General features: G+C 45.9%; 17 protein-coding genes and 4 tRNA genes. 18 read left to right on the forward strand and 3 right to left on the reverse strand.

Annotated features, from left to right (window positions below; translation table 11 throughout):
* The first annotated feature begins 100 nt into the window (after positions 1-100).
* The 4 genes from Q1A54_RS02010 to nadD are packed head-to-tail and all read left to right on the forward strand — an operon-like array spanning position 101 to position 2161.
* Positions 101-694 (forward strand): sigma-70 family RNA polymerase sigma factor, encoded by a 594-nt coding sequence (locus Q1A54_RS02010; protein WP_007653448.1) that lies wholly within the window; start codon positions 101-103, stop codon positions 692-694.
* A 25-nt stretch (positions 695-719) separates the two neighbouring features.
* Positions 720-1001, forward strand: a complete 282-nt coding sequence (locus Q1A54_RS02015; RefSeq protein ID WP_007653447.1) for a zf-HC2 domain-containing protein — start codon at positions 720-722, stop codon at positions 999-1001.
* Between the two features lie 6 nt (positions 1002-1007).
* On the forward strand, positions 1008-1592 hold the full coding sequence (gmk, locus tag Q1A54_RS02020) for a guanylate kinase (protein WP_299984709.1): 585 nt from the start codon (positions 1008-1010) through the stop codon (positions 1590-1592).
* The gene (gene nadD, locus Q1A54_RS02025) at positions 1589-2161 is read left to right on the forward strand and encodes a nicotinate (nicotinamide) nucleotide adenylyltransferase (protein ID WP_007653445.1); all 573 of its coding nucleotides are present in this window, start codon (positions 1589-1591) and stop codon (positions 2159-2161) included. The genes gmk and nadD overlap by 4 nt, the downstream gene beginning before the upstream one ends.
* Positions 2162-2241: 80 nt before the next feature.
* Here the strand turns inward: nadD and frr are convergent, their stop codons facing one another.
* The 3 genes from frr to Q1A54_RS02040 all read right to left on the reverse strand — a co-directional run bounded on the left by frr (position 2242) and on the right by Q1A54_RS02040 (position 4226).
* A complete protein-coding gene (gene frr / locus Q1A54_RS02030) occupies positions 2242-2805 on the reverse strand; it encodes a ribosome recycling factor (RefSeq protein WP_196119994.1) in 564 nt (187 codons plus the stop codon).
* Positions 2806-2858: 53 nt separating this feature from the next.
* On the reverse strand, positions 2859-3644 hold the full coding sequence (pyrH, locus tag Q1A54_RS02035; protein WP_007653646.1) for a UMP kinase: 786 nt from the start codon (positions 3642-3644) through the stop codon (positions 2859-2861).
* An 84-nt stretch (positions 3645-3728) separates the two neighbouring features.
* Complete coding sequence (locus Q1A54_RS02040) at positions 3729-4226, reverse strand: acetyl-CoA carboxylase biotin carboxyl carrier protein subunit (protein ID WP_076420894.1); 498 nt, start codon at positions 4224-4226, stop codon at positions 3729-3731.
* An 87-nt stretch (positions 4227-4313) separates the two neighbouring features.
* Here Q1A54_RS02040 and Q1A54_RS02045 point away from each other — a divergent pair, with 87 nt between their 5' ends.
* The 14 genes from Q1A54_RS02045 to rpoC all read left to right on the forward strand — a co-directional run bounded on the left by Q1A54_RS02045 (position 4314) and on the right by rpoC (position 20201).
* Positions 4314-6866 carry a M1 family metallopeptidase gene (locus Q1A54_RS02045; protein WP_299984713.1) on the forward strand — a complete coding sequence of 851 codons (2553 nt, stop codon included), beginning with the start codon at positions 4314-4316 and terminating at the stop codon, positions 6864-6866.
* Positions 6867-7020: 154 nt separating this feature from the next.
* Positions 7021-7103, forward strand: a tRNA-Tyr gene (locus Q1A54_RS02050).
* A gap of 41 nt (positions 7104-7144) precedes the next feature.
* A tRNA-Gly gene (locus Q1A54_RS02055) sits at positions 7145-7217 on the forward strand.
* A gap of 112 nt (positions 7218-7329) precedes the next feature.
* A tRNA-Thr gene (locus tag Q1A54_RS02060) sits at positions 7330-7401 on the forward strand.
* 69 nt (positions 7402-7470) lie between these two features.
* Positions 7471-8658 (forward strand): elongation factor Tu, encoded by a 1188-nt coding sequence (gene tuf, locus Q1A54_RS02065; RefSeq protein ID WP_196119987.1) that lies wholly within the window; start codon positions 7471-7473, stop codon positions 8656-8658.
* Between the two features lie 108 nt (positions 8659-8766).
* A tRNA-Trp gene (locus Q1A54_RS02070) sits at positions 8767-8839 on the forward strand.
* A gap of 28 nt (positions 8840-8867) precedes the next feature.
* Positions 8868-9059, forward strand: a complete 192-nt coding sequence (gene secE, locus Q1A54_RS02075) for a preprotein translocase subunit SecE (protein ID WP_007654324.1) — start codon at positions 8868-8870, stop codon at positions 9057-9059.
* Between the two features lie 9 nt (positions 9060-9068).
* Positions 9069-9626 (forward strand): transcription termination/antitermination protein NusG, encoded by a 558-nt coding sequence (gene nusG / locus Q1A54_RS02080; RefSeq protein WP_007654323.1) that lies wholly within the window; start codon positions 9069-9071, stop codon positions 9624-9626.
* A 12-nt stretch (positions 9627-9638) separates the two neighbouring features.
* Entirely contained in the window at positions 9639-10082 is a 444-nt protein-coding gene (rplK, locus tag Q1A54_RS02085) for a 50S ribosomal protein L11 (protein ID WP_007654322.1), read from the forward strand.
* A gap of 16 nt (positions 10083-10098) precedes the next feature.
* Positions 10099-10791, forward strand: a complete 693-nt coding sequence (gene rplA, locus Q1A54_RS02090) for a 50S ribosomal protein L1 (RefSeq protein ID WP_007654321.1) — start codon at positions 10099-10101, stop codon at positions 10789-10791.
* A 4-nt stretch (positions 10792-10795) separates the two neighbouring features.
* The gene (gene rplJ, locus Q1A54_RS02095; RefSeq protein WP_196119985.1) at positions 10796-11320 is read left to right on the forward strand and encodes a 50S ribosomal protein L10; all 525 of its coding nucleotides are present in this window, start codon (positions 10796-10798) and stop codon (positions 11318-11320) included.
* Between the two features lie 42 nt (positions 11321-11362).
* Positions 11363-11743 (forward strand): 50S ribosomal protein L7/L12, encoded by a 381-nt coding sequence (gene rplL / locus Q1A54_RS02100; protein ID WP_007654319.1) that lies wholly within the window; start codon positions 11363-11365, stop codon positions 11741-11743.
* A 157-nt stretch (positions 11744-11900) separates the two neighbouring features.
* Positions 11901-15773, forward strand: coding sequence for a DNA-directed RNA polymerase subunit beta (rpoB, locus tag Q1A54_RS02105; protein WP_299984718.1), 3873 nt, complete (start codon positions 11901-11903; stop codon positions 15771-15773).
* Positions 15774-15875: 102 nt separating this feature from the next.
* A complete protein-coding gene (gene rpoC, locus Q1A54_RS02110; protein WP_196119981.1) occupies positions 15876-20201 on the forward strand; it encodes a DNA-directed RNA polymerase subunit beta' in 4326 nt (1441 codons plus the stop codon).
* The last annotated feature ends 6 nt before the right edge of the window (positions 20202-20207 follow it).

The raw sequence follows: 20207 nt of genomic DNA on the forward strand, positions 1-20207 counted from the left end.
CCATGCAACCCAAAGGCGGCTAGAAAGGTATGTAATTAAAATTTCTATATTTGCGTATAATTACGCGATGACGACTTTATAAATTACAAAATCAAGTCAAATGAGCGAGCAAACAGGTAAACAGTTGAGTAAAGAGGAAAAAGATGCCCGGTTCGAGGCGGAGCTACTGCCTGTGCTGGATCCTCTGTACAATTTTGCCTACAGGCTCACCCTCGATGAAGATGATGCCAATGACCTGGTACAGGAGACTTACCTGAAGGCCTACCGCTTTTTCGATTACTTTGAACAAGGAACTAATGCAAAAGCCTGGCTGTTCCGAATCCTGAAGAACTCTTTCATTAATGAGTTCCGGAAAAAGAGCAAACAGCCTGCCAAGGTAGATTATAGTGAGGTCGAGGGGTACTACAATTCGGACGACGTAGAAGGCGAGGGCGGCGTGGCCTCCACCACCGACATGCGCACCGAAAGTGTACAGGACCTGATTGGCGACGAAGTGGCCAGTGCCCTGAACGCATTGCCGGTCGACTTCAGAACCGTGATCATTTTGTGTGATCTCGAGGGCTTCACCTACGAGGAAATGGCTAAAATTCTGGATATACCTATAGGTACCGTGCGCTCCAGGCTGCACCGTGCCCGTAACTCTTTGAAAGAGAAGTTGGAAAAGTATGCGAAGAGCATGGGATATAACAGTTAGAATAACCTAAAGAGTTTGAGTTAAGATGGAATCGAAATTTACAGAAGCGCACCAGAAACTTTCTGAAGACGGGCATGAGTCAGAATGCGACAAGATTGCCAAGTTGTTGGACCTGATGATTGATGGAGAAGCCTCCACAGAAGAGCAGTCCTACTTTAATACTCACATCGAAGAGTGCGTTCCCTGCTTCGAAAGCCATCAAAAGCAAAAACTCCTCAAAGGGCTTGTAAGTGGTCATCTTAAGCGCGTAATTGTGCCGGAAAGCTTAGCTTTGTCCATTAAAGCCAGAATTCAAGAAACTGTATAACCTCTGATGCAAGGAAAGATTATCATTTTTTCGGCACCCTCCGGCGCCGGCAAAACTACTATTGTAAAGCACCTCTTGCAGGTAAACCCACTACTTGCCTTCTCTATCTCGGCCTGCACACGCGACAAGCGCGGCCGCACTGAAGAAAACGGAAAAGACTACTACTTCATAACACCGGAAGAATTTAAGCAGAAGATCGCTAAAGACGAATTCGTAGAGTGGGAAGAGGTATACGAAGGTGCCTTCTACGGCACTTTGAAATCTGAAATAGAACGTATCTGGAAAAGTGGCAAACACGTGATACTGGACGTGGATGTAAAAGGGGGACTGAGTATAAAGCATTTTTACAAAGACAGAGCACTGGCGGTTTTCGTGAAGCCGCCTTCCATAGAGGAGTTGGCTAAGCGCCTGCAGGCCCGCAACACCGACTCTGCTTCCAGCATTTCGAGTCGTGTCTTCAAGGCAGAGTTTGAGATGAAGTTTGAAGACCAGTTTGACAAGGTGATCGTAAACGACAATCTGGAAGAAGCCTGCTCCAAGGCAGAAAAACTGGTAAACGAGTTTCTGAACGCTGAACCGGCCATCGTATGAAAGTAGGGCTGCTGTTCGGCTCCTTTAACCCCATCCACATCGGGCACCTGATATTGGCTAATTTCATGGCCAATAACACAGACCTGGATACGGTTTGGCTGGTGGTGTCGCCACAGAACCCCTTCAAGCCCAGCAACACGCTGCTGCACGAGTTTGACCGACTGCACATGGTGTCGCTGGCCGTGGCTGATAATCCGAGCCTTGGTGTGTCGAATATCGAGTTCAACATGCCCAAGCCGAGCTATACCATCGATACGCTTACCTACCTACAGGAAAAGTACCCAAGCTACGAGTTTGTATTGATCATGGGGGAGGACAATCTGCCACTCTTCCCGAAATGGAAGAACTATGATCGTATACTGGAATATCACCGTGTGTATGTATACCCGCGCTCTGGCTCTGTTACCACCGAATTGCCGGCTATGCCCAATGTGACTTTCATCAAAGCTCCTGTGCTGGATATCTCCGCTACGTTTATTCGGAAATGTATCAAAGAGGAGAAGTCAATCAAGTACATGGTACCAGACGAGGTGGCAGAGTATATCAAAGTGCACAAGCTATACCTGTAAATAATGCATAGGCATATAAAAGGAGAAGCCCACTGAATGCTCAGCGGGCTTCTCCTTTTATAAAGGTATAACGGTGATGCTTACACGGTCATGATCTCAGCTTCTTTCTTCGCAAGGAGCTCGTCCATTTTCACAATGTAGCTGTCTGTCATCTTCTGAACTTTAGCTTCCGCATCACGCACAGCATCTTCTGAGGTGCCTTCTTTCTGCAGTTTTCGCAGTGAGTCGTTCACATCTTTGCGAATGTTGCGAATCGCAATCTTTCCGTTTTCAGTCTCGTTCTTTACTTGCTTCACCAGGTCACGGCGACGCTCTTCCGTCAGTGGCGGAATGTTCAGACGGATAGAATCTGCTTCGTGCTGTGGATTCAGGTTTAGGTCACTGTTTTTAATGGCTTTGCCAATTTCAGCAACCATGTTCTTTTCCCATGGCTTGATCAAGAGCGTGCGTGCGTCTGGGGTAGTAATACCAGCAACCTGAGAGATAGGAGTTGGAGCGCCATAGTAATCTACGCGCAGATCCTCTACCATGGCAGGAGAGGCTTTGCCAGCTCTGATTTTAAGCAGCTCAGAGTTTGTATGCTGTACCGATTTTTGCATCGACTCCTCGGCTTCGCTGAGGTAAAACTGAATTTCTTCCGTCATATCAATTTTAGCTTAATAAGGTTCTTCTGTTATCTTATGTATACTGCAATTTACTAATTCTTGTCAGTTGAGCCTGCGCCTTCTGAAGCCTGAATATTATCGATGGCTTCTTCTATTGAGTCTGCCAGGTCTTCCATGCTTACAAGCGTGCCGATTTTCTCGCCCTGTACCAGTCGCTTCAGGTTGCCTCCGGTGTTCATGTCGAATACAATGATTGGCAAGCCGTTTTCCTTGCAGAGTGTAAAGGCAGTCATATCCATTACGTTCAGGCCTTTCTCGAACACGTCTTTAAAGGAGATATTCGAGTAGAAGATTGCGTTCGGGTCTTTCTCAGGGTCAGCCGAGTAAATGCCGTCTACACGGGTGCCCTTTAATACAACATCTGCTTCTATTTCGATGGCACGAAGGCTGGCAGCTGAGTCGGTTGTGAAGTAGGGATTGCCTGTACCAGCTCCGAAAATAACGACACGTCCTTTTTCAAGGTGACGTACTGCACGGCGGCGAATGTAAGGCTCGCATACCTGCTGGATGTTAAGGCCAGACAGTAAGCGGGTATATACGCCTAACTTTTCGAGCGCACTCTGCAAAGCCATACTGTTGATGACAGTTGCCAGCATGCCCATGTAATCACCCTGTACACGGTCAAGGCCCACCTGCTCAGCTTGTACACCTCTAAAGATGTTGCCTCCACCAATCACTACTGCTACCTCAACGCCAAGTGCGGCCACTTCTTTAATCTCCTGCGAGTACTGCATCAGCCTGTCAGAGTCAATGCCGTACTGCTGTTCTCCCATTAGCGCTTCGCCGCTTAACTTCAGCAATATTCTTTTATACTTCACGGTCGTTTTATAGTAATGTTAACATTTATGGTGCTCATGTCGCGGCAAGGCAGTACGTGCTGCCCATCCGGCAACACAAAAAAATTAAAATTGAATCAGGATCTGATTTTTCTCTACGTTCTGCTTCACGGCTACCTTTATTTCCTTCACCACGCCGTCTCCAGGAGATTTGAGGATGTTTTCCATCTTCATCGCCTCCAATATCATGATAGGATCGCCTTTCTTCACTTCCTGTCCGGGCTGCACTTTTATTTCAAGTATCAACCCTGGCATAGGCGCCTTCACATCGTTCACTTTCTGGGCATTGGCATTGCTCATACCTAATTTGTCAAGCAGCAGGTCAAAGCGGTCTTTCGCGCTTACGGTCTGCTTGATGCCATTTATCTTGAAAGTAAATGTTTTGGCCTGATAGTCAGCTTCTACCAACTCTGCGGTATACGACTTGTCGTCTTTTATGATATGATATCTGTTAGGGCCAAGGGGTGAAATATCCCAGTTGAAAGGTGATCCATTAAGGAGAATAGCGTCTTTTTGAATATCAACCTGCCATGTCTTGTCGTTAGCGGTTTTTATCTGGAGCATCTTTTTAAATCAGGTTTTGGAAGCTTAAAGATAATTGATTTATCAGAGTATTTTTAGAAATTGAGCTCAAAATTAAAACATTCCATCATGAATCATAGGTTTCTGAGCATAGTTGGCCTTGCTGCCGCTATGGCTTTTACAGGCGGCTGCAGTGTGAACAAACAAACGAAGGCGACTCCCACGGTTGAGCCAGTAACGGGCAAACCAGCCTTGGAGATTGCCGAGCCTCCTGTCTGGGCCCCTAAGAACCATGCCTTCAATCCCTCTAGAACACGAGTGCACGACCTGCTGCACACCAAACTGCGTGTGAGTTTTGACTGGGATAAGCAATACCTGCATGGCATCGCAGAGCTTACCCTCAAACCTTATTTCTATCCGCAGAATAAGCTTGTATTAGATGCCAAAGGTTTTGATATCCACAGCGTGAACCTGATGAATGGTTTTGACGCGAAGGAGCTTCAGTATACCTACGACGGAATGAAGCTGACAATTGACCTGGACAAAACGTATACCCGAAACGACAAGTATGTCATTGAAATAGATTATACGGCTAAGCCAAATGAGTTGGTGGTAGGGGGCAGTGATGCCATCACCGAAGACAAAGGGCTCTACTTCATTAACCCGAAAGGGGAGGAGCCAAACAAGCCACGCCAGATCTGGACCCAGGGCGAAACCGAAGCGAACTCTGCCTGGTTCCCAACCATCGACTCGCCTAACGAGCGCATGACGCAGGAGCTATACATTACCGTGGATCAGCAATTCACCACACTCTCCAACGGCACCTTCGTCTACTCACGCAAAAACCCGAATGGCACCAAGACTGACTACTGGAAAATGGAGCAGGCTCACGCTCCATACTTGACCATGATGGCCATTGGGGAGTATGCCGTAGTGAAAGACAAGTGGCGCGACCTGGAGGTGAACTACTATGTGGAGCCGGCTTATGAGAAAACTGCGAAGAAGATATTTGGTAATACACCCGAAATGCTTGAGTTTTTCTCAAAAAAACTAGGCGTAGACTACCCTTGGTCGAAATACTCGCAGGTGGTCGTGCGCGACTTCGTGTCAGGAGCTATGGAAAACACGTCGGCCTCTACTTTCATGGAAGACCTGCAATTGAATGAGCGGGAGCTTCTTGATAAAAACTGGGATGGCATCATTGCGCACGAACTGTTCCACCAGTGGTTCGGTAACTACGTGACTACAGAGTCGTGGGCTAACCTGCCACTTAATGAAGCGTTCGCCAACTATTCTGAATACCTGTGGACAGAGCACAAGTATGGTGCTGACGAAGCAGCCTTCCATCACCTGGACGAACTGGGGCAGTACCTTGATGAATCCGAAAGCAAGCGTGAACCGTTGATTCGCTATCGCTATGCGGACCGGGAAGACATGTTCGATAGCCACTCCTATGCAAAGGGCGGCCGTGTGCTGCATATGCTTCGCAAGTATGTGGGAGATGAAGCGTTCTTTGCTTCACTGAACCGCTACCTCACACAGAACAAATTCTCAGATGTAGAAGTGGCTGAATTGCGCATGGCCTTTGAAGATACTACTGGTGAAGACTTAATGTGGTTCTTTGATCAGTGGTTCCTGCGAGCGGGTCATCCGGAGCTTAAAGTAAGCCATACCTATCAGAATGGTGCGCTTACACTTCAGGTATGGCAGCAGCAAGATACGCTCTATCAGCCAGTGTACAGGTTGCCGCTGAAAGTAGCAGTTTGGGAAAATGGTAAGAAAGCAGAGCATAGTATCGAGATCACCAAAGCAAACCAGGTGTTTAACCTGCCTGTAAGTGCAGAGCCGCAACTTGTGCTGTTTGACAGCGAGCAGCAGCTACTTGGTACTGTAGAGCATGCGAAGACAGCCGAAGAATTGGAGTTTCAGTTTAACAACGCAGGCGGGTTGGCTGCAAAACTTGAGGCATTAGAAGAGTTGGAGAAGGAGTTAAGCCAGCAGGAAATGGGAAGCCTGTTGCAGGGCGCTTTGAAAGACGAGTTCTGGGCTGTGCGAAACCTGGCTTTAGATGTAGCGGGACGTTTACCAGCAAGGCAGACCGAAACGTTGGAGCCAATTGTGAAGCGAATAGCTGAAAGCGATGAAAAAGGGGAAGTAAGAGCAGGTGCTATCATGCTGCTTTCTGAATGGGGCGATGATGAGTATAGCGAACTATATAAGAAAGCAATGGAAGATGACTCTTACAAAGTGGCAGCCGCAGGTATACTGGGCTATGCCATGACAGAGGCGCCTGACATCAACCAACGCCTGGCCAGTTTTGAAAAGGAGACAAACGAGGAGATCGTGCTGGCGTTGGCTTCATACTATGCAGTGAAAGGAGGCGCCGGTAAATATGATTGGTTTATGAAGCAGATGAAAAATGCCAAAGGAGTAGGTCTTTATTATCTGTTGCAGAGCTACGGCGCATTTATGGCGGTAAACCCGGAAGCCTATACCCCCGAGGCGATTGGTATGCTGGCGGAATTGGCACAGGAGCATCGGTTGTATTACGTGCGCATGGCTGCCTTTCAAACACTTATGGTGCATTCAGAGCGTCCCGAGATAGTAGAGTTGCTTAAAGAAATAAGAGCAAATGAGCAGGATAAAAGGCTTCTAGAGCTATACAATCAGGTTGCATTGTAGGACACCCAGAAAAAAAAGTGAATAATTTTTTAGAGAATATTTGACTGGAAAGAAAAAGCGCTTAATTTTGCATCTCCTTAGAACGAACAGCGGACTGAAAAACAGTTTTGAAGTGCTAAGGAAAGGCTGAATAAGTCAGCCAGGTTGAATATTAGGGGAGATTCCAGAGCGGCCAAATGGGACGGACTGTAACTCCGTTGTAGTGATACTTCGCAGGTTCGAATCCTGCTCTCCCCACAATTTAAGACCACGCTATTTAATGGTTTGCTTCATTAAAAGCGGGAGTAGCTCAGTTGGTAGAGCGATAGCCTTCCAAGCTATAGGCCGCGAGTTCGACCCTCGTCTCCCGCTCAATAAGCAAACGGCGTGCTGCTTATCAATTATGGGTTGCTTTGTAAGGAATTTCATGAAGATGGATTTCCTTTTTAGTATAAACTCATTTTTAAGATAAGTGATGGCAAAAGCCGACGTAGCTCAGGGGTAGAGTACTTCCTTGGTAAGGAAGGGGTCGTGGGTTCAATTCCCATCGTTGGCTCAAAGTCCGTTACGTGTATAATTAACGCAACATACTTAAACGTTTTAACCTTAATTTAATTATCATACAATGGCTAAAGAAACATTTGACCGTTCCAAACCGCACGTAAACATCGGTACTATCGGTCACGTTGACCACGGCAAAACAACTTTGACTGCTGCCATTACTACAGTTTTGGCTAAGAAAGGTCTTGCTGCACTTCGCGACTTCTCTTCTATTGATAACGCTCCAGAAGAAAAAGAAAGAGGTATTACAATCAATACTTCTCACGTAGAATACGCAACTGAGAACCGTCACTATGCTCACGTTGACTGCCCAGGTCACGCTGACTACGTGAAGAACATGGTTACTGGTGCTGCCCAGATGGACGGTGCTATCCTTGTGGTTGCTGCAACTGATGGTCCAATGCCACAGACTCGTGAGCACATCCTTCTTGCTCGTCAGGTAGGTGTACCTCAGCTGGTAGTATTCATGAACAAAGTTGACATGGTGGACGATCCAGAGCTTCTTGAGCTTGTTGAGATGGAAATCCGTGAGCTTCTTTCTTTCTACGACTTCGACGGCGACAACATTCCAGTTATCCAGGGTTCAGCTCTTGGTGGCTTGAACGGCGACGAGAAGTGGGTGAAGACAATCGAAGAATTAATGGCTGCAGTTGATAGCTATATTCCGATTCCAGCTCGTTTGACTGACCTTCCATTCCTGATGCCAGTTGAGGACGTGTTCTCAATCACTGGTCGTGGTACTGTAGCTACAGGCCGTATCGAGCGTGGTGTGATCAACTCTGGTGAGCAGGTTGAAATCCTGGGTATGGGTGCTGAGAACCTTAAGTCAGTAGTTACTGGTGTTGAGATGTTCCGTAAGATCCTTGACCGTGGTGAAGCTGGTGACAACGTAGGTCTATTGCTTCGTGGTATTGAGAAATCTGATATCCGTCGTGGTATGGTTATCTGTAAGCCAGGTTCTGTGAAGCCTCACACGAAGTTCAAGGCTGAGGTTTACGTTCTTTCTAAAGAAGAAGGTGGACGTCACACGCCGTTCTTCAACAAGTACCGTCCACAGTTCTACTTCAGAACGACAGACGTTACTGGTGAGATCATGCTGCCAGAAGGCGTAGAAATGGTTATGCCTGGTGATAACATCACTATCGAGGTGAACCTGATCAACGCAGTAGCAATGGAGAAAGGTCTACGTTTCGCTATCCGTGAGGGTGGTAGAACAGTAGGTGCCGGTCAGGTAACTGAAATCCTTGACTAATAATATATAAAACTGACCCGTTTCTGGAATCTTTTTCGGAAACGGGTTTGTTTTTAATATTCTTTTAAATAAATTTGCACTCCAATTAAAATTGGTGTGCATTTTTTTACGGGTGTAGCTCAATTGGTAGAGTAGTGGTCTCCAAAACCATTGGCTGGGAGTTCGAGTCTCTCCACCCGTGCAATTTAAATCCTATTAAAGCGAAGGCGATGAGCAAAGTAAAAGGCTACATAGACGAGACAGTGGAGGAAATGAAAAACAAAGTTTCATGGCCTGCATATTCTGACCTGCAGAATAGCTCTGTATTGGTGTTGATCGGGTCTTTAATATTTGCTCTGGTAGTTGGAGCTATGGATTTCGTTTTTGATTCGTCGCTGTCTTGGTTTTACAACCAATTTTAATTTGAGTCTATGGCTGATTTAAAATGGTATGTGGTTCGCGCTGTAAGCGGACAGGAGAAAAAGGCAAAGGCGTATCTGGAGAACGAAGTAGTAAGACAGAATCTTGGAGAGTACGTTCCTCAGGTTCTCATACCAGCCGAGAAGGTGTATGAGATGCGAGGTGGAAAGAAGAAGATCAGAGAGAGAAATTTCTTCCCGGGATATGTACTGGTACAAGCTGATCTTTCACATGGTGAAGCTGAACACATTATCATCAGCACACCAGGGGTAATAGGCTTCCTCGGTTCAAACGAAGGAGGTCAGAATAAGAAGCCGGTTCCGCTTCGCCAGTCTGAAGTAAACAGAATACTGGGTACTGTAGATGAGGCAGAAGAACAGGCAGAAGTATTGGATACTCCATTCTTAGTTGGAGAAATGGTGAAAGTGATGGACGGTCCTTTCAGTGGATTCTCAGGTACTGTAGAGGAAGTGTTCGAAGAACGTAAGAAGCTTAATGTTATGGTAAAGATATTCGGCCGTAACACACCAGTTGAGCTGAATTACATGCAGGTAGAAAAAGAATCGTAGTAAATACAAATAATGGCAAAGGAAATAAAAGGTTACCTGAAACTTCAGGTAAAGGGAGGTGCCGCGAACCCATCGCCACCGATTGGACCTGCACTTGGTTCTAAAGGTCTTAACATCATGGAGTTCTGTAAGCAGTTCAATGCTAGAACTCAGGATAAGCCAGGACAAGTGTTACCAGTGTTGATTACAATATACGCAGATAAGTCCTTCGACTTCGTTATTAAGACGCCTCCTGCTCCGGTATTGTTAATGGATGCTGCTAAGATTAAGGGTGGTTCTAAAGAGCCAAACCGTAACAAAGTAGGTTCAGTTACATGGGATCAGGTAAGAGAGATTGCAGAGCTGAAAATGCCTGACTTAAATGCTTTCAAACTGGAAGCTGCTATGAAAATGGTAGCTGGTACAGCGAGAAGCATGGGTATTACAGTGTCTGGAAACGCTCCGTGGAACGAATAATTAGAGTTAAAGGATAATGGCGAAGATTTCAAAGAACAGGAAAGCAGCCTTAGAAAAGGCTGACCTGACAAAAGAGTATTCTTTAACAGATGCGGCTTCAGTAGTAAAAGATATCACTTTTACCAAGTTCGATGCCTCTGTTGATATTGATGTACGCTTAGGCGTTGACCCTCGCAAAGCCGACCAGATGGTACGTGGTATTGTTACCCTTCCACATGGCACCGGTAAAGACGTAAAAGTACTGGCATTGGTAACACCTGACAAAGAGCAGGAAGCCAAAGATGCAGGCGCTGACTTCGTAGGTCTGGATGATTATATCCAAAAGATTGAAAAAGGCTGGACAGATGTAGACGTGATCATCACGATGCCAGCTGTAATGGCTAAAGTAGGTCGTTTAGGTAGAATCTTAGGTCCACGTAACCTGATGCCAAACCCTAAGTCTGGTACAGTTACACAAGACGTAGCTAAAGCAGTAAAAGAAGTTAAAGCAGGTAAGATCGACTTTAAAGTTGACAAGTATGGTATCATCCATACAAGTGTAGGCAAAGTTTCTTTCTCACCGGAGCAGTTAGCTGCTAACGCTGCAGAAGTGATTGCTACACTAAACCGCCTGAAGCCATCTTCAGCAAAGGGTACTTACATTAAGAGCATAACATTGTCTAGCACAATGAGCCCGGCCGTAATCGTTGACAAGAACGCAACTATCTAAGAACATGACCAGGGAAGAAAAAGAGATAATTGTTAAAGACCTGAGCGAGAAGTTAGCGAACACTAGCTATTTCTATATCACAGATGCATCTACCATGACTGTAGCGAGCATCAACCAGTTCAGGAGATTAGCCTTCGAAAGAGGGTTGGAGTACAAAGTTTACAAAAACACTTTCATTAAGAAAGCATTAGATACCCTAGAGGCAGACACCTCTAATCTGGAAGCTATCCTGAAAGGATCATCTGGTATCTTGTTTTCTACTGAATCAGGCAATGCTCCTGGTAAGCTTCTGAAAGACTTCAGAAAGAAAGGCAATGCACTTCCATTATTGAAGGGTGCCTATATTGATGGCGGTATCTACATCGGCGAAAACCAACTGGATACACTTGCCAGCATCAAGTCTAAGCATGAGCTTATCGGTGATATCATCGGCTTGCTTCAGTCTCCAGCTAAGAATGTTGTTTCTGCTCTTCAGAGCAGCGGTGGCAAACTAGCCGGTATCCTGAAAACCCTATCTGAAAAAGAATAATTTTAAAAACGTAATCAATAAGTAACTTTTAATTTCAATAAAATGGCAGATTTGAAAGCATTCGCTGAGCAGTTAGTAAACTTAACTGTGAAAGAGGTTAATGAACTAGCTACAATTCTTAAGGATGAGTATGGTATCGAGCCAGCTGCTGCTGCTCCAGTTATGATGGCTGGTGGTGGTGCTGCTGAAGGAGGAGCTGCTGCAGAAGAGAAAACTTCTTTTGACGTAATCCTTAAGTCAGCTGGTGCATCTAAGCTTGCAGTTGTTAAGCTTGTAAAAGAATTGACTGGTCTTGGCCTGAAAGAAGCTAAAGAACTGGTAGACGGCGCTCCTAAGCCTTTGAAAGAAGGTGTGGATAAGAACGAAGCTGAATCACTGAAGAAGTCTTTAGAAGAAGCTGGCGCTGAAGTAGAGGTTAAATAATCTCACTTACCAACATACCGAGAACAGGTAGACCTGGCAGTTTAGTCAGGTCTTTTCCTGTTTGTATACGGATTCAAATTTGAATCCTTTTTTTGCCCATGGCTATACGAATGGCTGTGTGCTGGAATCATATTGTAAACGTTAAAATTCCAAGGCTTTGGCTAAGAATAAAACGACAGAGCGAATCAATTTTGCCTCTATAAATCCGGTAATTGACTATCCTGACTTCTTAGATGTTCAGCTACAGTCATTCCAGGACTTCTTCCAGCTGGAGACTCCTGCTGAAAATAGAGCACAGGAAGGTTTGTTCAAGGTGTTCGCTGAGAACTTTCCGATTTCCGATTCACGAGAAAACTTTGTACTAGAGTTTATCGACTACCATATCGACCCGCCAAAATACTCTGTAGATGAGTGTATTGACCGTGGTCTAACTTATTCGGTTCCGCTAAAGGCCAAGCTTCGTCTCATCTGTAACGATGAAGACAATGAGGACTTTGAAACAATCGAGCAGGAAGTGTTCTTGGGTAATATCCCATACATGACCGAGAAAGGCTCATTTGTTATCAACGGTGCTGAACGTGTTATTGTATCTCAACTTCACAGATCTCCGGGTGTGTTCTTCGCTCAAAGCAAGCACACAAACGGTACAAAACTTTATTCTGCCAGAATTATTCCTTTCAAAGGATCTTGGGTTGAGTTTGCAACAGACGTAAACAACGTCATGTATGCCTACATTGACCGTAAGAAGAAGTTCCCGGTAACAACGCTCTTGCGTGCTATTGGTTATGGTACAGATAAGGATATCCTTGACCTATTCGGTCTTTCTGAAGAGTTGCCTGCTACAAAGACAAATCTGAAGAATGCGATCGGCAGAAAGCTGGCTGCACGTGTGCTACGCACATGGACAGAAGACTTTGTGGATGAGGATACAGGTGAAGTAGTATCAATTGATCGTAACGAAGTACTTCTCGAGCGTGATTCAGAAATTACGCAAGACGATATCGACGTTATTCTGGATTCTGGTACTAAGTCTATCATTCTTCACCGTGAAAACGTGAACATTGCGGACTATGCCATTATCTACAATACACTTCAGAAGGATAACTCAAACTCCGAGAAAGAAGCGGTAGAGCAGATTTATCGTCAGCTTCGAAATACAGAGGCGCCAGACGAGGAAACTGCGCGTGACATTATCCAAAAGCTGTTCTTCTCTGACAAGCGTTATGATCTTGGAGAAGTAGGCCGCTACAGAATCAATAAGAAACTTGGTCTTGATACGAACTGGGATGCGAAAGTTCTTACAAATGAGGACATCGTTCTTATTGTAAAGTACCTGATCGGTTTGATTAACTCGAAGGCTGTAGTGGATGATATTGACCACTTGAGCAACCGCCGTGTAAGAACGGTAGGGGAGCAGCTATATGCACAGTTCGGTGTAGGTCTTGCCCGTATGGCCAGAACTATCAAAGAACGTATGAACGTGCGTGACAATGAGGACTTCAAACCTGTTGACCTGATTAATGCACGTACGCTGTCTTCTGTAATCAACTCGTTCTTCGGAACAAACCAGCTATCTCAGTTTATGGACCAGACTAACCCATTGGCAGAAGTGACGCACAAGCGTCGTGTATCTGCACTGGGACCAGGCGGTCTATCCAGAGAGCGTGCTGGCTTCGAGGTTCGTGACGTTCACTACACGCACTACGGTCGTCTGTGTACAATCGAAACGCCAGAAGGTCCGAACATCGGTCTGATTTCATCTCTATGCGTGCACGCTCGTGTTAACCACATGGGCTTCATCGAAACGCCTTACCGCAAGGTAAATGAAGGTATAGTAGAGATGGATGGATCTGTTGAATACCTGACAGCAGAAGAAGAAGATACCCACCACATTGCACAGGCGAATGCCATTATCGATGACAGTGGTAACTTCATTAATGATAGAGTAAAAGGTAGATTCGAAGGTGACTTCCCGGTAGAAGAGCCTAAGACCTATACCTATATGGACGTTGCTCCGAACCAGATCGTATCGGTAGCGGCTTCGTTGATTCCATTCCTGGAGCACGATGACGCCAACCGTGCCTTGATGGGCTCGAACATGCAGCGTCAGGCCGTTCCACTATTGAAAGCTGAAGCTCCAATTGTGGGTACTGGTCTGGAAAGAAGAGCGGCTATCGACTCAAGAGCACTTGTAATCGCTGAAGGTGATGGTGTAATTGACTTCGTAGACGCTAACAAGATCGTTGTGAAATACGATCTGACAGAAGAAGAAAAGCTGGTTGCTTTCGATGCAGAGTATGTAACCTACAACCTGATCAAGTTCAGAAGAACGAACCAGGATACTTGTATCAACCTGACACCGATTGTTTACACTGGACAGCGTGTAACGAAAGGACAGCCGCTTTGTGAAGGTTATGCTACTAATAATGGTGAACTCGCAATTGGTCGTAACATGCAGGTGGCGTTCATGCCATGGCAGGGTTACAACTTCGAGGATGCTATTGTTATCTCTGAGAAAGTAGTAAGAGATGACATCTTCACTTCTATCCACATTGAAGAATTCGAACTTGAGGTTCGTGAGACGAAGCGTGGTGAAGAAGAACTTACTTCTGAAATTCCGAACGTGAGCGAGGAAGCTGTGAAGAACCTGGACGAGAACGGCATCATCCGTATTGGTGCTGAGGTTCGTGAGGGTGATATCCTGATCGGTAAGATTACACCAAAAGGTGAGACGGACCCGACTCCGGAAGAAAAACTTCTACGTGCTATCTTCGGTGACAAAGCCGGTGACGTGAAGGATGCTTCGCTTAAGGCGCCGCCATCACTGAACGGTGTAGTTATTGAAACAAAGCTTTTCTCAAGACCTAAGAAAGACAAAAACCTACGGGCTAAGTCTAAGAAAGAGGTTGAAGAGTTAAAAGTAAAATACTCGAAAGACCTCAACGCCATTAAGAACGTGATGGTTGATAAGCTGGTGGCTTTGCTGGAAGGCAAAACGTCTCAGGGTATCAAGCACAAGTTTGGTGATGAGATTCTGTCTAAAGGTGTTAAGTTCAGCAGAAAAAACATCATTGAGGCATTGTTCCCTGAGAAGAACCCATATAAGGACGAAAGTAACTATGCGGTACCTGAAGAGGTGAACATGTTCAAAGATCTGATCCTGGAGAACTGGACAACTGATGAGAAAGCCAACAACATGCTGGTGGAACTTGTTAAAAACTACAACAAGCGCCGCAACATCACTTCTGCACACTTCAAGCGTGAGCGTTTCACACTGGAGGTAGGAGATGAATTGCCAGCAGGTATCGTGCAGTTAGCCAAAGTATACATCGCTAAGAAGCGTAAGCTGAAAGTGGGTGACAAGATGGCTGGTCGTCACGGTAACAAAGGTGTGGTTGCCCGTATTGTGCGTGAAGAAGATATGCCGTTCCTGGAAACAGGTGAACCAATGGATATCGTGCTAAACCCACTGGGTGTACCTTCAAGGATGAACATCGGTCAGATTTATGAAACCGTGCTTGGATGGGCCGGCAAGAAGTTGGGTAGAACTTATGCTACTCCGATCTTCGACGGTGCTACAGAAGAGCAGGTACAGTCTGAATTAAGAGAAGCTGGATTGCCTAGCTTCGGCCGTACATACCTGTACGATGGTCTGTCAGGTGATCGTTTCGATCAGCCAGTAACAGTAGGCGTGATTTACATGCTTAAACTGGGCCACTTGGTTGACGATAAGATGCACGCACGTTCTATCGGACCATACTCACTTATCACGCAGCAGCCATTGGGCGGTAAAGCTCAGTTCGGTGGTCAGCGTTTCGGTGAGATGGAGGTGTGGGCTCTCGAGGCATTCGGTGCTTCGAACGTACTGCAGGAAATACTTACAGTGAAATCTGACGACGTGATCGGCCGTGCGAAAGCCTACGAGGCAATCGTTAAAGGCGATGTGTTGCCGAAGCCAAATATCCCTGAATCATTCAATGTATTGATTCACGAGTTAAGAGGTCTGGCACTCGAGATCACCTTAGAGTAATAAAGTATAAGCTGAGCGCCCTGGCAAAAGTCAGGGCGCTTAGCGCACTTTATACAGTTTGGCTGTAAGGCATATTCATTGTATCGACATTATTGTAATAATATGGCATTTGCAAAAAACAAAAAGCTAACTCAGGACTTCTCCAAAGTAACGATAAGCCTGGCTTCTCCAGAGTCGATTCTGGAGAGATCAAATGGCGAGGTTACAAAGCCTGAGACAATCAACTATAGAACCTATAAGCCTGAGATGGGTGGTCTATTCTGCGAAAGAATATTCGGACCTGTAAAGGACTGGGAATGCCACTGCGGAAAGTATAAGAGAATCAGATATAAAGGTATCATCTGCGACCGTTGCGGTGTAGAGGTTACTGAAAAGAAAGTGCGTCGCGAGCGCATGGGCCACATCGAACTGGTAGTTCCTGTAGCGCATATCTGGTACTTCAAATCTCTTCCGAACAAAATCGGTTATCTGTTAGGCTTACCAACCAAGAAGCTTGATCAGATCATCTACTATGAAAGATATGTAGTAATCCAGCCAGGTATTTTGGCAGAAGACGGTGTGAACACATTGGACTTCCTGACCGAAGATGAATACCTGGATATGATTGACAAGCTCCCACGTGAGAACCAGATGTTGGATAACAACGATCCAAACAAGTTCATCGCAAAGATGGGTGCTGAGGCATTGCAGATGCTGTTGGAGCGTACGAACCTGGACGACCTGTCGTACGAGCTTCGTCACGCTGCCGCTCACGAAACGTCGCAGCAGCGTAAAGCTGAGGCCTTAAAGCGTCTTCGTGTAGTAGAGGCATTCCGTGATGCTACAACAAGAATTGAAAACAGACCAGAGTGGATGATCATCCGTATGGTGCCTGTTATTCCACCAGAGCTTCGTCCACTAGTTCCTTTGGATGGTGGCCGTTTCGCGACTTCGGATTTGAACGACCTTTACCGTCGTGTTATTATCCGTAACAATCGTCTGAAGCGTCTGATCGAGATCAAAGCTCCTGAAGTAATTCTTCGTAACGAGAAGCGTATGCTGCAGGAAGCAGTTGACTCCCTGTTCGACAACTCACGTAAAGTGAACGCTGTTCGTGCAGAAGGTAACCGTGCGCTGAAGTCTCTATCTGACATGCTGAAAGGTAAGCAGGGACGTTTCCGTCAGAACTTGCTTGGTAAGCGTGTTGACTACTCTGGCCGTTCGGTAATTGTAGTTGGTCCTGAACTGAAACTGCATGAGTGCGGTCTGCCTAAGAACATGGCAGCTGAACTCTTCAAGCCGTTCATTATCCGCAAGCTTATCGAAAGAGGTATTGTGAAGACTGTGAAGTCTGCTAAGAAAATAGTAGACCGTAAGGATCCTGTTGTTTGGGATATCCTGGAGAATGTGCTGAAAGGCCACCCAGTACTCCTTAACCGTGCACCTACCCTCCACAGACTAGGTATACAGGCATTCCAGCCGAAACTGATCGAAGGTAAGGCGATCCAGCTGCACCCACTGGTGTGTACGGCATTCAACGCCGACTTTGACGGTGACCAGATGGCGGTACACGTTCCACTCGGACCTGCTGCTGTACTGGAAGCCTCTATGCTAATGCTTGCTTCGCACAACATCCTGAACCCTGCTAACGGTGCTCCTATTGCAGTACCTTCTCAGGACATGGTACTTGGTCTATACTATGTATCTAAAGGAAAGCGAAGCACAGAAAACGAACATATACCTGGTGAAGGCATGAGCTTCTACTCTGCGGAGGAAGTAATTATTGCTATCAACGAAGGTCGTCTGTCTAAGCAGGCCTATATTAAAGTAAGAACTAAGGTTAAGAACGAAAAAGGCGAACTCGAGACAAAATTGATCGAGACAGTTGCCGGTCGCGTGATCTTCAACCAGTTTGTTCCGGAAGAAGTTGGATACATCGACGAGCTGTTAACGAAGAAGAAACTTCAGCAGATCATCTCTCGCGTATTCAAGGAAACAGGTATGGCTCGTACAGCCCACTTCCTGGATGATATCAAAACACTAGGTTTCCAGTCTGCTTACAAAGGCGGTCTGTCAATGGGTCTGGGCGATATCCAGATTCCAGCAGAGAAAGACATCCTGGTAGCTCAGGCTAAGAAGGATGTAGATGCTGTATGGCAGAACTACTCGATGGGTCTGATCACTGACAACGAACGTTACAACCAGGTAATTGATATCTGGACTCGTATCAACAACCAGATCACTGAAACGTTGATGCGCCGTCTGGAGAATGATGATCAGGGCTTCAACTCGATCTTCATGATGATGCACTCAGGTGCTCGTGGTTCGAGAGAGCAGATTCGTCAGTTGGGTGGTATGCGTGGTCTGATGGCAAAGCCTCAGAAATCATTGCAAGGCTCAGTAGGTGAGATTATCGAAAATCCGATCCTTTCTAACTTTAAGGAAGGCCTGGATGTAATCGAGTACTTCATCTCTACACACGGTGCTCGTAAAGGTCTAGCCGATACAGCTCTTAAGACTGCGGATGCTGGTTACCTGACACGTCGTCTGGTAGACGTATCGCAGGACGTAATCGTGAACGAGGAGGACTGCGGTACACTGAGAGGTCTGGAAGTGAGTGCACTGAAGGATAATGAAGATATCGTGGAGTCGCTTTCTGAGCGTATCCTGGGCCGTGTAACTGTACATGATGTATACGATCCGATTACAAACGAACTGATTGTAGAGTCAGGCTCAGAAGTAACAGAGGAAGTAGCACGTGCTATAGAGAACACTGCGATCGAGACAGTAGAGATTCGTTCAGTACTGACTTGCGAATCCAAGCGCGGTATCTGTGCTAAGTGCTATGGCCGTAACCTGGCAACAGGCTTTATGGTGCAGAAAGGTGAGGCTGTTGGTGTAATTGCTGCACAGTCGATCGGTGAGCCTGGTACGCAGCTGACACTTCGTACATTCCACGTAGGTGGTACAGCATCAAACATTGCTGTAGATGCTATGATCCGTGCGAAATTCGCAGGTAAAATCGAATTCGAAGATGTTCGTACGATCGAAACAATCAACAATGAAGGTGAGCCAGTAAAAGTAGTAATGGGTCGTTCAGGAGAGGTGAAGATCGTTGATCCTGCTACAGGCAAATTGCTAATCAGCAACCACGTACCTTATGGTTCATTCATTACCGTGAATGATGGACAGGTTGTAGAAAAAGGTGACCAACTGTGTATGTGGGATCCATATAACGCAGTTATTCTTTCTGAATTTGACGGTGAGATTGCATACGAATCCATCATTGAAGGTATAACATATCGTGAAGAGTCTGATGAGCAGACAGGATACCGTGAGAAAGTAATTATCGATACAAAAGATAAGACACAAAACCCGGCTATCATAGTTAATCCTAAGAGTGGTGAGTCGAAAGGCTATAACATTCCAGTAGGAGCTCACTTGACAGTTGAGAACGGCGAGAAAATCAAAGCAGGTCAAATCCTGGTAAAAATTCCTCGTGCGATTGGTAAAACACGCGATATTACAGGTGGTCTGCCACGTGTGACTGAACTATTTGAAGCGCGTAACCCTTCTAACCCAGCAGTTGTTTCAGAAATTGATGGTGTAGTAACCTATGGTAGCGTGAAGCGTGGTAACCGCGAAATCTTCATTGAGTCGAAAGACGGCGTGAAGAAGAAGTACATGGTGCCACTTTCTAAGCACATCTTGGTACAGGACAATGACTTTGTTCGTGCAGGTATGCCACTATCAGATGGAGCTATTACACCAACAGACATTCTGAATATTCAGGGTCCTGGTGCAGTACAAGAGTACTTGGTTAATGAGATTCAGGAAGTATACCGTCTGCAGGGTGTGAAGATCAACGATAAGCACATCGAGGTAGTAGTTCGCCAGATGATGCAAAAAGTTGTGATCATCGACGCAGGTGATACAAGCTTCTTGGAGCACCAGGTTGTTGACAAAATCAACTTCATGGAAGAAAACGACCGCATCATCGATATGAAAGTGGTTGAAGAAGCAGGTGACTCAACTAACCTGAAACCAGGTCAGATTGTAACAGCCAGAAGACTGCGTGACGAAAACTCAAGCCTGAAGCGTCGTGACTTGAAACTGGTGACTGTGCGTGATGCATCTCCAGCCGTTTCGCGTCCAACTTTGCAAGGTATTACACAGGCTTCATTGGGTACACAAAGCTTTATTTCTGCAGCGTCGTTCCAGGAAACTACGAAAGTACTGAGCGAAGCAGCAATCAAAGGTAAAGCAGATGAACTGTTAGGTCTGAAGGAAAACGTGATCGTTGGTCACCTGATCCCGGCTGGTACAGGTCTGCGCGATTACCAAAACCTGATTGTTGGAAGCCAGGAAGAATACGATTCATTGGTAGAATCAAAAAAGTCTGGAGTTGGAAGCCGCGCCAAGCAGCAGGAACTACAGAACAATAGATAAGCAGGT

It is taken from the genome of uncultured Pontibacter sp., assembly GCF_947502515.1.
GTDB lineage: Bacteria > Bacteroidota > Bacteroidia > Cytophagales > Hymenobacteraceae > Pontibacter.

Bases quoted from the DNA above. Each gene is read 5' to 3' on its own strand.
- Q1A54_RS02010 (WP_007653448.1), top strand. From the start codon at position 101: ATGAGCGAGCAAACAGGTAAACAGTTGAGTAAAGAGGAAAAAGATGCC.
- Q1A54_RS02015 (WP_007653447.1), top strand. From the start codon at position 720: ATGGAATCGAAATTTACAGAAGCGCACCAGAAACTTTCTGAAGACGGG.
- gmk (WP_299984709.1), top strand. From the start codon at position 1,008: ATGCAAGGAAAGATTATCATTTTTTCGGCACCCTCCGGCGCCGGCAAA.
- nadD (WP_007653445.1), top strand. From the start codon at position 1,589: ATGAAAGTAGGGCTGCTGTTCGGCTCCTTTAACCCCATCCACATCGGG.
- frr (WP_196119994.1), bottom strand. From the start codon at position 2,805: ATGACGGAAGAAATTCAGTTTTACCTCAGCGAAGCCGAGGAGTCGATG.
- Q1A54_RS02040 (WP_076420894.1), bottom strand. From the start codon at position 4,226: ATGCTCCAGATAAAAACCGCTAACGACAAGACATGGCAGGTTGATATT.
- Q1A54_RS02045 (WP_299984713.1), top strand. From the start codon at position 4,314: ATGAATCATAGGTTTCTGAGCATAGTTGGCCTTGCTGCCGCTATGGCT.
- tuf (WP_196119987.1), top strand. From the start codon at position 7,471: ATGGCTAAAGAAACATTTGACCGTTCCAAACCGCACGTAAACATCGGT.
- secE (WP_007654324.1), top strand. From the start codon at position 8,868: ATGAGCAAAGTAAAAGGCTACATAGACGAGACAGTGGAGGAAATGAAA.
- nusG (WP_007654323.1), top strand. From the start codon at position 9,069: ATGGCTGATTTAAAATGGTATGTGGTTCGCGCTGTAAGCGGACAGGAG.
- rplK (WP_007654322.1), top strand. From the start codon at position 9,639: ATGGCAAAGGAAATAAAAGGTTACCTGAAACTTCAGGTAAAGGGAGGT.
- rplA (WP_007654321.1), top strand. From the start codon at position 10,099: ATGGCGAAGATTTCAAAGAACAGGAAAGCAGCCTTAGAAAAGGCTGAC.
- rplJ (WP_196119985.1), top strand. From the start codon at position 10,796: ATGACCAGGGAAGAAAAAGAGATAATTGTTAAAGACCTGAGCGAGAAG.
- rplL (WP_007654319.1), top strand. From the start codon at position 11,363: ATGGCAGATTTGAAAGCATTCGCTGAGCAGTTAGTAAACTTAACTGTG.
- rpoC (WP_196119981.1), top strand. From the start codon at position 15,876: ATGGCATTTGCAAAAAACAAAAAGCTAACTCAGGACTTCTCCAAAGTA.